This window comes from Marinobacterium aestuariivivens, assembly GCF_042661465.1.
Taxonomy (GTDB): Bacteria; Pseudomonadota; Gammaproteobacteria; order Pseudomonadales; family Balneatricaceae; genus Marinobacterium_A; species Marinobacterium_A aestuariivivens.
Window position 1 is genome coordinate 3811236 of record NZ_JBHSWE010000001.1, and the last position, 11697, is coordinate 3822932.

The 11697-nt window shown below is 62.4% G+C and carries 13 protein-coding genes and 1 pseudogene; 10 read left to right on the forward strand and 4 right to left on the reverse strand.

Annotated elements, in window-relative coordinates; genetic code table 11:
• Positions 1-14 precede the first annotated feature (14 nt).
• From ACFQDL_RS19900 to ACFQDL_RS19915, 4 genes are all read right to left on the reverse strand, one after another.
• Positions 15-854: an ion transporter gene (locus ACFQDL_RS19900; protein WP_379910538.1), complete on the reverse strand. Its 840-nt coding sequence runs from the start codon at positions 852-854 to the stop codon at positions 15-17.
• 790 nt (positions 855-1644) lie between these two features.
• Positions 1645-3828, reverse strand: coding sequence for an OsmC domain/YcaO domain-containing protein (locus ACFQDL_RS19905; RefSeq protein ID WP_379910539.1), 2184 nt, complete (start codon positions 3826-3828; stop codon positions 1645-1647).
• Between the two features lie 342 nt (positions 3829-4170).
• Positions 4171-4473 carry a CopG family antitoxin gene (locus tag ACFQDL_RS19910; protein WP_379910540.1) on the reverse strand — a complete coding sequence of 101 codons (303 nt, stop codon included), beginning with the start codon at positions 4471-4473 and terminating at the stop codon, positions 4171-4173.
• Position 4474: 1 nt separating this feature from the next.
• Positions 4475-4705, reverse strand: coding sequence for a DUF4258 domain-containing protein (locus tag ACFQDL_RS19915; RefSeq protein ID WP_379910541.1), 231 nt, complete (start codon positions 4703-4705; stop codon positions 4475-4477).
• Between the two features lie 246 nt (positions 4706-4951).
• On the opposite strand from ACFQDL_RS19915, the gene ACFQDL_RS19920 reads away from it, so the two are divergent.
• The 10 genes and pseudogenes from ACFQDL_RS19920 to ACFQDL_RS19965 all read left to right on the forward strand — a co-directional run bounded on the left by ACFQDL_RS19920 (position 4952) and on the right by ACFQDL_RS19965 (position 11682).
• A complete protein-coding gene (locus ACFQDL_RS19920; RefSeq protein WP_379910542.1) occupies positions 4952-5851 on the forward strand; it encodes a VOC family protein in 900 nt (299 codons plus the stop codon).
• A gap of 52 nt (positions 5852-5903) precedes the next feature.
• Positions 5904-6053: a hypothetical protein gene (locus ACFQDL_RS19925; RefSeq protein WP_379910543.1), complete on the forward strand. Its 150-nt coding sequence runs from the start codon at positions 5904-5906 to the stop codon at positions 6051-6053.
• Between the two features lie 4 nt (positions 6054-6057).
• Positions 6058-6927: a CoA transferase subunit A gene (locus ACFQDL_RS19930; protein ID WP_379910544.1), complete on the forward strand. Its 870-nt coding sequence runs from the start codon at positions 6058-6060 to the stop codon at positions 6925-6927.
• A 19-nt stretch (positions 6928-6946) separates the two neighbouring features.
• Positions 6947-7762: a CoA-transferase subunit beta gene (locus ACFQDL_RS19935; RefSeq protein ID WP_379910545.1), complete on the forward strand. Its 816-nt coding sequence runs from the start codon at positions 6947-6949 to the stop codon at positions 7760-7762.
• A complete protein-coding gene (locus ACFQDL_RS19940) occupies positions 7759-8658 on the forward strand; it encodes an enoyl-CoA hydratase (RefSeq protein ID WP_379910546.1) in 900 nt (299 codons plus the stop codon). Before ACFQDL_RS19935 ends, ACFQDL_RS19940 begins: the two co-directional genes overlap by 4 nt.
• A 3-nt stretch (positions 8659-8661) precedes the next feature.
• Positions 8662-9777 carry an NAD(P)H-dependent flavin oxidoreductase gene (locus ACFQDL_RS19945; RefSeq protein ID WP_379910547.1) on the forward strand — a complete coding sequence of 372 codons (1116 nt, stop codon included), beginning with the start codon at positions 8662-8664 and terminating at the stop codon, positions 9775-9777.
• A pseudogene (locus tag ACFQDL_RS19950) lies at positions 9746-10396 on the forward strand (enoyl-CoA hydratase family protein); the annotation flags it as partial. The gene ACFQDL_RS19945 and the pseudogene ACFQDL_RS19950, both read left to right, overlap by 32 nt.
• 121 nt (positions 10397-10517) lie before the next feature.
• Positions 10518-10817 carry an acyl-CoA dehydrogenase family protein gene (locus ACFQDL_RS19955; protein ID WP_379913201.1) on the forward strand — a complete coding sequence of 100 codons (300 nt, stop codon included), beginning with the start codon at positions 10518-10520 and terminating at the stop codon, positions 10815-10817.
• Positions 10817-11362, forward strand: a complete 546-nt coding sequence (locus tag ACFQDL_RS19960; RefSeq protein ID WP_379913203.1) for an acyl-CoA dehydrogenase family protein — start codon at positions 10817-10819, stop codon at positions 11360-11362. The genes ACFQDL_RS19955 and ACFQDL_RS19960 overlap by 1 nt, the downstream gene beginning before the upstream one ends.
• Complete coding sequence (locus ACFQDL_RS19965) at positions 11299-11682, forward strand: acyl-CoA dehydrogenase family protein (protein ID WP_379910548.1); 384 nt, start codon at positions 11299-11301, stop codon at positions 11680-11682. The genes ACFQDL_RS19960 and ACFQDL_RS19965 overlap by 64 nt, the downstream gene beginning before the upstream one ends.
• Positions 11683-11697 lie beyond the last annotated feature (15 nt).

Genomic DNA, 11697 nt, shown 5'->3' on the forward strand with positions numbered 1-11697 from the left:
GGTGTCCAGTTTCTTTACTTTTTAGCTGCTTCTTGCTGTCGACGCACCGCCGACAAAGCTGAAGCAACTATGCCTGTTGGGACGGCCACTAAGCCAAGGCCAACCATTAAAACAACAAATGTAAAAAAGCGGCCGCCAGTGGTTACAGGATAAATATCGCCATAGCCCACGGTTGTCAATGTTGCCACAGACCACCACAGGCAATCGAATAATGACCGAAATATATCTGGTTGAGCAGCGTGCTCAAAGTGGTATATGCCAACAGCGGCGAAGTACAGCACCATAAAACTAGCGAGAGTAAAAATAATTAACTCTTCTTTTGCCAGATATAACGCACTGGAGAATCTCTGAATGGCTGTATTGTAACGAGCCAGTTTCAATAGACGAGCCAGGCGAAGAAGTCTGACCAAACGTAGAGTACGCAAGTCTACTGAGAATGCTAAGTAAAATGGCAATATTGATATTAAATCAATTAGGCCGTAGAAGCTGAAGATAAACCTCAGCCTGTTCTTAGAAAGAGTTACTCTGATTATATACTCAATTGTAAACAGTATGACTACAACAATTTCCGAGTAATGTAGAAAAGTATTTGCTGCATCATCTAGATCGGAAAGCGTTTCAAGAGAAAAGCAAAGCGCCGAAAATAAAATTATTCCGGTTATACACCAAGAAAATTCCGGCTTATCCAAAAATGTCTCATCGTCAGTTCGTTGGTTCATTTCTTTCTCGATGCTCAATATTTTGGAGGCAGAATACCCATTTCCATCTACGTCTTTCCCTTTCGTCTCTGACCTCTTGTGACAAGTGATTTTCCAGTAACGCGGGATCAAGATATTCAACGAAGTCGGTTTCACCCAGAGGCCTGCCGGTTCTCGTATGGGGATTACCATGTTGAGTCACATTATGTGTGCTTACCGGTAAAACAACTCGAGCGATCTTGGCTAAATGAGCCTCCTCGTTCAACAATGCTTCTATCATGCTACGATATTAGGTCGGGTTGCGCGGATCAGGAATTAGGTATACTGTCCCCGGAATTGAAGTTGTTTTTTATAGATGGCAGATAATTTGTTTAATCTAAAACAAAAGTTAGACCATCTACAAATTTGAAAATAGCCCAGTGCTAGAAGTTCTTGCCATCTTGCCATCTTGCTGGTGGCGTCAGGAATACCGAAATCCCACGCTACCGCCCTTCCTGTAACAGAATGCAAGTGGCGCTGGGCGCAGGTCAGTTGAGTATGGAAGAAAGGAAGAGGGGGAGGGATCACCCAGCCTGGCTTCCGTGCTCAGCTGACGATTGTCGGTGGTGCTTTGGCGATGTTGCCTGTGCCCGGGCGCCTGGCTGTCGTTGCCGGTGCGCCTGGCATTGTCCGCTTTGCAGGGCGCATCCGCTGCGATGCCTGCGGTGTCTCTAAATCCTGACAGAATGATGCACATTACAACAGGGATGCCGTGCTGTACAGGCGGTTGGTATGGGCCCGGCTGAGCGCTATGTCTTCAGCCGGGCGACAGGGGAGTGCGTAGGAGCCCGGCCCTCCGGGCGATTCCTGTATCAGGAGCGAACAGGGTGCCGGCCCGAAGAGCGTGTTCGCCCGGGGGCCGGGCTCCTACGAGTGTGGGGTTAGTGCAACGGTGCCGGTGCCTGATTCAGCCTGCCAGCTTCCCGCCTCTTGCGGCGTGCAGCTTCTTGTAGCTTTCGATCAGGCGCAGGTGCTTGTCGAGGCCTTCGAGCTGCATGTTGGTCGGGGTCAGGCCGTGGAAGCGCACGCTGCCGTTGACCGAGCCGATGACGGCTTCCAGGGTCTGTTCGCCGAACATCCGGCCGAGGTTGACGCGGTAGTCGTCGAGCTCGAGCTCGTCGTCGAGGGTGATTTCCAGCACGGCGTTGACGGCGCGGTAGAAGAGGCCGCGCTCGACGGTGTTGTCGTTGTACTGCAGGAAGCTTTCGACCAGTTCGAGGGCTTCCTCGTGGCGCTGCAGCGCCAGGTAGATCAGCAGCTTCAGCTCCAGGATCGTCAGCTGTCCCCAGGCGGTGTTCTCGTCGAACTCGATGCCGATCAGGGTGATGATGTCCTTGTAGTTGTCGAGCTGGCTTTCCTCCAGGCGTTCCACCAGGTCAGCCAGCTGCTCGTCATCCAGGGAATGGAGGTTGAGGATGTCCTCGCGGTAGTCCAGGGCCATGTTGGTGTTGTCCCAGATCAGGTCCTCGACCGGGTAGACCTCCGAATAGCCCGGCACCAGGATGCGGCAGACCGGCGCGCCGAGGTCCTCGTACAGGGCCATGTAGGCTTCCTTGCCCAGCTCTGCGAGGATGCCGAACAGGAAGGCGGCTTCCTCCTCGTTGCTGCCGGAGAAGTCCCATTCGCAGAAGTCGTAGTCCGACCGGGCGCTGAAGAAGCGCCAGGACACCACGCCGGTCGAGTCGATGAAGTGCTCGACGAAGTTGTTGGGCTCGGTGACGGCGAGGCTGTTGAAGGTCGGCGGCGGCACGTCGTTGAGGCCTTCGAAGCTGCGGCCCTGCATCAGTTCGGTGAGGCTGCGCTCCAGCGCGACCTCGAAGCTCGGGTGCGCGCCGAAGGAGGCGAAGACGCCGCCGGTTCTCGGGTTCATCAGGGTGACGCAGGCCACCGGGAACTGGCCGCCGAGCGAGGCATCCTTGACCAGCACCGGGAAGCCCTGTTCCTCCAGCGCGCGGACGCCTTCGAGGACGCCGGGGAAATTTTCCAGCACCTCGACGGGGACGTCGGGCAGGGCGATCTCGTTCTCGATCACTTCCCGTTTCACCGCCCGCTCGAAGATTTCCGACAGGCACTGCACCTGCGCTTCATAGAGGGTGTTGCCGGCGCTCATGCCGTTGCTGAGGAAGAGGTTCTCGATCAGGTTCGACGGGAAGTACACCGTCTCGCCGTCCGACTGGCGCACGAAGGGCAGGGCGCAGATGCCGCGCTCGACGTTGCCGGAGTTGGTGTCGATCAGGTTCGAGCCGCGCAGTTCGCCGTCCGGGTTGTAGATCTCCAGACAATGGTCGTCGAGGATGCCTTCGGGCAGTGCGTCGTCGGGACCCGGCTTGAACCATTCCTCGTTCGGGTAGTGGACGAAGGCGCTGTTGGCGATCTCCTCGCCGAAAAACTGGTCGTTGTAGAAGAAGTTGCAGTTCAGGCGCTCGATGAACTCGCCCAGCGCCGAACAGAGGGCGCTCTCCTTGGTGGCGCCCTTGCCGTTGGTGAAGCACATCGGCGAGGCGGCGTCGCGAACGTGCAGCGACCAGACGTGGGGCACGATATTGCGCCAGGAGCCGATCTCGATCTTCATGCCGAGCCGTTCGAGGATGCCGGTCATGTTGGCGATGGTCTGCTCCAGCGGCAGGTCTTTGCCGAGGATGTAGGTGGACTCGCCCCGGGGGATCTCCATCAGCAGGGCCTGGGCGTCCTGCTCAAGGTTCTCCACCGCCTCGATCCGGAACTCGGGGCCGGTCTGCACCACCTTCTTCACCGTGCAGCGATCGATCGAGCGCAGGATGCCGGCACGATCCTTCTCGGAGATGTCTTCCGGCAGCTCGACCTGGATCCTGAAGATCTGGTTGTAGCGGTTCTCGGGGTCGACGATGTTGTTCTGCGACAGGCGGATATTGTGGGTTGGAATGTTGCGCGACAGACAGTAAACCCGGACGAAATAGGCCGCACAGAGCGCCGACGACGCCAGGAAGTAGTCGAAGGGGCTCGGCGCCGAGCCGTCGCCCTTGTAGCGAATGGGCTGGTCGGCGATGACGGTGAAATCGTCAAACTTGGCTTCAAGTCTGAGATTGTCGAGAAAGTTGACGTTGATTTCCATTACGGAGGTACCGGGTTCGTGAATTTCGCGCGCGATGGGCTCAGGTGGCCGCCATTATCCAGTTTTTGCCCTCCGGCGTCTCGGCCATCTGCAACAGAATCAGGGCGGTCGCACTATAACCCAAGGCCAATCCAGACCGGCGGCAGCCGAGCCCTCAGGGACGAATTCACGGCGTGTCAGACAGGCCTGGTCATATTGAGTCGATTATCCAGTCAGCGCGAGAAGATAGTGCGATTGCCCTGGCAACGGAATGCGACTCCCTGGCGCTCAGGCTGGCCCTGACCAAGTGCAATCAGAGGGCAACAGGTGACGTGTTCGCGGTTCCTTCTACCAGCGGCGCGCTCAGCGCGTCCGCTGACCTGGCTTGTCGGCAGCGATGTCCTTGAGGCCGCCGGAAACATACTTGTGCAGGACGCTGGAGACCAGCGACTGGTAAGGAATTCCTTCTTCCAGCGCGCGACGCTGCAAAGCTTCCAGATCGCGACTGGAAATGCGGATATTGATTCGTTTGTCTTTTTTGAAGGACTCTTCTGCTGTCCTGGCAAGGTATTCCCGGCGTTCCTCATCCAGGTCAGACTCAAACTCACCTGCCTCGTAAGCTTCCAGCAGCTCCTGTTCCTCTTTGTCCAATCTGGTTTTACCCATGCTACCCCCTCAAATACTCTTTGGTGGCCTTGCGACTGGGAATGATCGTCTTGAGAAAAAACGCCTTGTCATCCTCAACGTACGGCACCAGCCAGGCGTAGTCATCAATTCTCACTACAAAGATGCGCTGGTTTGGATACCTTTCCTTGTTTGGATGAACCAGATCATCAAGCAGGCCGCCCGATTGCAACGCAAAGACGACATCTTCGAAGGAGACGCCACGTTCGCTCATCAGAACCTGATTCTTTTCAGCATTCCAATTGATGTGCTTCATGCGCAGAGTGTAGCAGCGTGTGTGCCTATTGGCATCTTTCTGGCAAGTTGTATCGCAGCCGGATGGGCCACTCAACCCCTCATGAATCGTTCCTGTTAGTCCCCTTAGACGATGTCCGCGGTCGTCGCGCCCGCAATAATCCTGATCATCGGTAGGCCCCGTTGCGGGGCCGGCTTCTATATCCAGAACAAGAGGAAGACCGGAATGGATATTCGCGGACTGGGATATGTATGCGTCGAGTCGACGGATCCGCAGCAGTGGCTGGACTACGGCACCGGGGTGCTGGGGATGATGGTCGCGCCGGGGATGCCCGACAACGGCGCGGCCTATCTGAAGATGGACGAGCGTCCGTTCCGGATCGCGGCCTTCGAGAGCGACCGGGACCGCTTCGGCTGCGCCGGCTGGGAGGTGGCCGATGCCGCGGCGCTGGAAACGGCGGCGCGCGAGCTCGAGCAGGCCGATGTCGAGGTGGTGCGCGGCACGGCCGGGGAGATCGCGGCGCGCAGGGTGCAGGACCTGATCAGCTTCCGCGACCCGGACGGCAACCGCCACGAGATCTTCTGGGGTCCGGCGATGGACTTCGCCCGTTTCGTCTCGCCGGTCGGCGTGAGCCGTTTCGTCACCGACGGCCTCGGGCTCGGTCATGTGGTGCTGCCGGCGCCGCAGTTCGACGCGACCCGTGCCTTCTATGCCGAGGTGATGGGCTTCGGCCTATCCGACCTGATGAAGGTGCGCTTCACCACCGACCCGAACGAGCCGGAAAAACGCCTGCACTTCATGCACTGCAACAACGGCCGTCACCATAGCCTGGCGATCTTCGAGGCGCCGATGCCCAGCGGCTGCGTGCACATGATGGTCGAGGTCGAGTCGATGGACGAGGTCGGCCGCGCGCTGGACCGCATGGAGGCCCAGGGTGTCAAGCTCTCGGCCACCCTCGGCAAGCATACCAACGACGAGATGATCTCCTTCTACATGAAGACGCCGGGCGGCTTCGACATGGAGTACGGCTGCGGCGGCAAGGTCGTCGACTGGGACGCCCACACCACCTTCGAGAGCACCGTGACCAGCCACTGGGGCCACGATTTCAGCATCGGCTTCAAATAAAGAGCGTCCATACCCGGCCCCTCCGACTGCACAGACTTGATAGGACACAACAATGGATAAACGCATGAGTCCGGCCGAGATCGTCGGCCAGCTGGCGGTTTTGGGATGGCGGCATGACCATCGGTATTCGCGTTTTGTATTCGTCAGCCATGAGCCGCCGGTTTCCCGCTGCAAAGAGTTTGAAGGACAGAGAAATGGATAAGCGAATGACCCCAACTGAAATCGTCAGCCAATTGGAAGATGGAATGACCATCGGTATCGGTGGCTGGGGTCCCCGGCGCAAGCCGATGGCGCTGATCCGCGAGATCCTCCGTTCGGATCTCAAGGACCTTACCGTCGTCGCCTACGGCGGCGCCGATGTCGGCATGCTCTGCGCGGCCGGCAAGGTGAAGAAGGTGGTCTTCGCCTTCGTCTCGCTCGACTTCATTCCGCTGGAGCCCTTTTTCAGAAAAGCCCGCGAAGGTGGCGCCATCGAGGTGATGGAGATCGACGAAGGGCTCATGTTGCTGGGCCTCCAGGCCGCGGCGATGCGCGCGCCCTTCATTCCGACCTGCATTGGCCTGGGCACCGACGTGCTGCGCTGCAACCCGGAACTCAAGACCATCGATTCCCCCTACGGCGACGGCCGGGAGTGGCTGGCGATGCCGGCGCTCAAGCTCGATGCGGCGCTGCTGCACGTGGACCGCGCCGACAGCCGCGGCGTCTGCCAGATCAAGGGGCCGGACCACTACATGGACGACCTCTTCGCCCGCGCCGCCGACAGGACCTTCGTCAGCTGCGACGAGCTGGTCGATACCGACTTCTTCCACCGTCATCCCGAGGAGGCGCGCTACGTCTTCTGGGAGCGCAGCGAGACCACCGGCGTCGCCGAGCTTCCGGGCGGCGCCCATCCGAGCTCCTGCGCGCCGCTGTACGGCTTCGACGTGGCGCATTTCAAGGAATACGCCGCCAGCGTGAAGGAGGAGGGCGGCTGGCAGGCCTACGTCGACAAGTATGTCGCCGTCGGCGAGGCCCGCTACCTGGAACAGGCCGGTGGCCTGGACGCCATCAAGCAGCTGCCGCTGCCGATCTTCTAAGCCGAGCGAGGACAACAGAATGAGCAATGAATACAGCCTGGCCGAACTGATGATCTGCGCCGCCAGCGAGGCCTGGCGCGACGGGGGCGAAGTGCTGGCGACCGGCATCGGCCTGCTGCCGCGCCTGGCGGCGTCGCTGTCGATGCAGACCAGCAACCCCGACCTGATGATGACCGATTCCGAGGCCTGGATCGTCTCCGAGCCGGTGCCGGTCGGCCCGCGCGGCGACTACGAGCCGAAACGCGAAACCTGGATGGGCTTCTCGCGCATCTTCGACAACGTCTGGGGCGGCAAGCGTCATGCGCTGGTGGGCCCGACCCAGATCGACCGCTTCGGTCAGGCCAACATCTCCTGTATCGGCGACCAGGCCAGGCCGAAGGTGCAGATGCTGGGGGTGCGCGGCTTCCCGGGCAACTCGATCAACCATGCCAACTCCTTCTTCGTGCCGTCTCACAACAGGCGGGTCTTCGTCGACGGCGAGGTCGATATGGTGGCGTCCATCGGCTATAACCCGGCGCGGCTGCCGAAGGGTTACAGCTTCGACGACATCGATATCCGCCTGATCGTCACCGACCTGTGCGTGCTGGATTTCCAGGGCCCGAACAGGGCGATCCGCGTGCGCTCGCTGCATCCGGGCGTGACGCTCGAGGAGGTGCAGGCCAATACCGGCTTCGAGCTTCACGCCGACGACAGCCTGCACGAAACCCCGGCGCCGACCGCGGAACAGCTGGTGCTGATCGCCCAATTAGATCCACATAGCCTGCGCGCCCGCCAGTTGAAAGACAATCCGCCGGGCGTGCGCCGCTCTCTCGCAATAGACGGAGGTGCCGCATGACCGCCGCCCCGATTTCCGCTGCGGAAACCGCTGCCGAAGAGGTGGTGCTGTACGAGGTGCGTGACGACATCGCCCTCGTCACCATGAACCGCCCCGAGTACCACAACGCCCAGAACTCGGCGATGACCTATGCGCTGGATGCCGCCTTCAGGCGAGCCTGCGACGACAACGACGTCAAGGTGATCGTGCTGCGCGGCGCCGGCAAGCACTTCTCCGCCGGCCATGACATCGGCACGCCGGGGCGCGATGTCGACAAGAGCTTCGACCGCGTCAGTCTCTGGTACGACCATGTCGATAAGCCGGGCGGCGAGTTCCTCTATGCCCGCGAGCAGGAGGTGTACCTCGGCATGTGCCGGCGCTGGCGCGACATGCCCAAGCCCACCATCGCCATGGTGCAGGGCGCCTGCGTCGCCGGCGGCCTGATGCTGGCCTGGGTCTGCGACCTGATCATCGCCTCGGACGACTCCTTCTACGCCGATCCGGTGGTGCGCATGGGCATCCCGGGCGTCGAATACTTCGCCCACGCCTACGAGCTCAACCCGCGCCTGGCCAAGGAGTTCCTGTTCCTCGGCGAGCGCATGAGCGCCGAGCGCGCCGAGCGCATGGGCATGCTCAACCGGGTGGTGCCGCGGGCCGAACTCGAGGCCGAGACCCTGGCCATCGCCGGACGCATCGCGAAGATGCCGCGCCTCGGGCTGCAGCTGACCAAGCAGGCGGTCAACAACGTCGAGGACCTGATGGGCAAGCGCAGCGCCATGGAGATGGTGTTCGGCCTGCACCATTTCGCCCATGTGCACAACGAGCTGGTGTCCGGCGACAAGCTGGGCGGCTACGACGCCAGGGCGATGGCCTCTTCTCAGAGGGTAGAGAGCCAGCGCGAAGAGGCGAAGGAGTAAGCCATGGCCGATGCGCTCAAAACAAGACTCTGCGACCTGCTGGGCTGCGAATACCCGATTATTCAGACGGCCATGGGCTGGGTCGCCGATCCGAAGCTGGTCGCCGCGACCTGCAATGCCGGCGGCTTCGGCTTTCTCGCCGGCGCCACCATCCCGCCGGCCGAGATGGAGGCGGCGATCCTCGAGACCCGCGCGCTGACCGACCGCCCCTTCGGCGTGAATTTCCACATGTACCAGCCCAACGCCGCCGAGATCGTCGAGCTGGTGGTGAAGTACGGCGTGCGGGCGGTGAGCTACAGCCGCTCCCCCGGCAAGGCGATGATCGCCCGTCTCAAGGATAACGGTGTCGTCTGCATCCCGACCGTCGGCGCGCTCAAGCATGCGGTCAAGGCGGTCGAGCTCGGCGCCGATGCCGTCACCGTCCAGGGCGGCGAGGGCGGCGGCCACACCGGCAGCGTGCCGACCTCGATCCTGCTGCCGCAGGTGGTCGATGCGCTCGAGGTGCCGGTGGTCGCCGCCGGCGGCTTCAAGGACGGCCGCGGCCTGGTGGCGGCGCTGGCCTGGGGTGCCGACGGCATCGCCATGGGCACACGCTTCCTGATGACCAGGGACAGCCCGGTGCCGGACGCGACCCTGGCGCGCTACGTCGCCGCCGACAATCCGGCCTCGATCATCGTCAGCCGCGCCATCGACGGCATGCCACAGCGGATGATCAGCAACGAGCTGCTGACCGAACTCGAAGGCGCCGGCCATCTCGGGCGCCTGGTGCTGGCGCTCAAAAGCGGCCTGGCCTATCGCCGGTACAGCGGCATGACCATCGGCCAGATGCTGAAAACCGCCTTCGGGATGCGCAGCGGCGGCCTGACCGCGGCCCAGACCCTGATGGCCGCCAATGCGCCGATGGTGATCCAGAAGGCGATGGTCGAGGGTCGGCCCGCCGAGGGCGTGCTGCCCGCCGGCCAGATCGCCGGCGCCATCGACAGCCTGCTGAGCTGCGACGACCTGATCGACGGCATCGTGCGCGAAGCACGCGAGCGTCTCGCCGCGCTGGGCGCGCCGCAACCACAACAACATTTTGGAGAACGCCATGAGCACGCCATTCAAGACATCTATCGATAACGGCATTGCCGAGCTGGTGTTCGACCATCCGCCGGTCAACGCCTTCGACAGCAGGGGCTGGGCCGCCATCGCCGCCGAGATCGAGGCGCTGGGCAACAACGAGGCGGTGCGCGTCATCGTGATTTCGGCCGCAGGGCGCGGCTTCTGCGCCGGCGTCGACATCAAGGAACTGGCCGCCGACGGCAGCCTGATCACGACCGTCAACAAGGGCAATTACGACACCTTCAGGGCGATCCACCGCAACCCCAAACCGGTCATCGTCGCGGTGCACGGTTTCGTGCTTGGCGGCGGCATCGGCATTTCCGGCGCGGCGGACATCATCGTCGCCAGCGACTGCGCCCGCTTCGGCGTGCCGGAGGTGGATCGCGGCGCCATGGGCGGCGGCGCCCACCTGACGCGCATGTTCCCGGTGCAGAAGGTGCGCCACCTGTACTTCACCGGCGAGATGATCGATGCCGCCGAAGCCTACCGCCTCGGCGCCGTCGAGCGGGTGGTGCCGCGCGAGCAGCTGCGCGAAACGGCTCTGTCCATTGCCGCGAAGATCGCCGAGAAGAGCCCGCGCATGATCCGCCTGGCGAAAGAGGCGCTGACCGGTGTCGAGGACGGCGACCTGGAGGCGAAGTACCGCTGGGAGCAGGGCTTCACCCTCGAGGCCTACACCTCCAGCGACTCCCGGAAGCGCGCGACGCCTTCGTGCAGAAGCGCGACGCGGCATTCTGATCAACGAGAAGGGGACAGACATGGATCTCGCCTTTACCGAACAACAGCGGGCCTTCCGCGCCGAAGTGCGCGCCTGGCTCGAGCAGAACGTGCCGGCCGGGCCGCTGCCGTCCTTCGACACCGAGGAGGGCTTCCGCCTGCACCGCGACTGGGAGCGCAGGCTCAACGAGGGGCGCTGGGGCATGGTCACCTGGCCCGAGGCGCTCGGCGGGCGCGGCTGCGACCTGATCGAGTGGCTCATCTTCGAGGAGGAGTACTACCGCGCAGGCGCCCCGGCCAGGTCAACCAGAACGGCATCTTCCTGCTCGGTCCGACGCTGATGGAGTACGGCACCGAAGAGCAGAAGGCACGCTTCCTGCCGAAGATGGCCACCGGCGAGGAGGTCTGGGCCCAGGGCTGGTCCGAGCCCAACGCCGGCTCCGACATGGCGGCGATCCGCTCGAAGGCCGTGCGCGACGGCGACCACTACGTCATCAACGGCCAGAAGACCTGGTCGACGCGGGCGGTCTGGGCCGACTGGACCTTCGGCATCTTCCGCACCGATCCGGAATCGAGCCGTCACCGCGGCCTGACTTTCATCCTGGTGCCGCTCGACGCCGAGGGCGTCACGGTGCGGCCGATCCCGCAGCTCGACGGCCTGCCGGGCTTCGCTGAGATCTTCTTCGACGACGTCCGGGTGCCGGTGGAAAACCGCCTCGGCGAGGAGGGCATGGGCTGGAACGTGGCGATGGCCACCGCCGGCTTCGAGCGCGGCCTGATGCTCCGTAGCCCTGCGCGTTTCCGGAAACGGCGCGCCGGCTGGTGCAACTGTACCGCGACAATCGCGCCGCGGCCGACGTCGATCCGACGGTACGCGAAGCGGTAATGCGCGCCTGGATGGATGCGGAGGCCTATACCCTCAACACCTACATGACGGCCTCGCGGCTGATCAAGGGCGGCCGGATCGGGCCCGAGTCGAGCACCAACAAGATCTTCTGGTCGGAGCTGGATCAGCAGATGCACGAAACAGCGCTCAGCATTCTCGGGGCCCGGGCCGAGCTCAAGCCGCACTCGGCCGGCGCGGACGGTGTCGGCCGCTGGCTCGAGGGCTTCCTGTTCGCCCAGGCCGGTCCCATCTACGCCGGCACCAACGAGATTCAACGCAACATCATCGCCGAGCGCATGCTGGGCATGCCGCGTAACTAGGGCGGGGGAAGAGCA

What these genes read in the sequence shown, in the direction of transcription:
- ACFQDL_RS19925 (WP_379910543.1), top strand. Translation starts at nt 5,904, where the DNA reads ATGGATAAACGCATGAGTCCGGCCGAGATCGTCGGCCAGCTGGCGGTT.
- ACFQDL_RS19920 (WP_379910542.1), top strand. Translation starts at nt 4,952, where the DNA reads ATGGATATTCGCGGACTGGGATATGTATGCGTCGAGTCGACGGATCCG.
- ACFQDL_RS19955 (WP_379913201.1), top strand. Translation starts at nt 10,518, where the DNA reads ATGGATCTCGCCTTTACCGAACAACAGCGGGCCTTCCGCGCCGAAGTG.
- ACFQDL_RS19960 (WP_379913203.1), top strand. Translation starts at nt 10,817, where the DNA reads ATGGAGTACGGCACCGAAGAGCAGAAGGCACGCTTCCTGCCGAAGATG.
- ACFQDL_RS19940 (WP_379910546.1), top strand. Translation starts at nt 7,759, where the DNA reads ATGACCGCCGCCCCGATTTCCGCTGCGGAAACCGCTGCCGAAGAGGTG.
- ACFQDL_RS19930 (WP_379910544.1), top strand. Translation starts at nt 6,058, where the DNA reads ATGACCCCAACTGAAATCGTCAGCCAATTGGAAGATGGAATGACCATC.
- ACFQDL_RS19945 (WP_379910547.1), top strand. Translation starts at nt 8,662, where the DNA reads ATGGCCGATGCGCTCAAAACAAGACTCTGCGACCTGCTGGGCTGCGAA.
- ACFQDL_RS19915 (WP_379910541.1), bottom strand. Translation starts at nt 4,705, where the DNA reads ATGAGCGAACGTGGCGTCTCCTTCGAAGATGTCGTCTTTGCGTTGCAA.
- ACFQDL_RS19905 (WP_379910539.1), bottom strand. Translation starts at nt 3,828, where the DNA reads ATGGAAATCAACGTCAACTTTCTCGACAATCTCAGACTTGAAGCCAAG.
- ACFQDL_RS19935 (WP_379910545.1), top strand. Translation starts at nt 6,947, where the DNA reads ATGAGCAATGAATACAGCCTGGCCGAACTGATGATCTGCGCCGCCAGC.
- ACFQDL_RS19910 (WP_379910540.1), bottom strand. Translation starts at nt 4,473, where the DNA reads ATGGGTAAAACCAGATTGGACAAAGAGGAACAGGAGCTGCTGGAAGCT.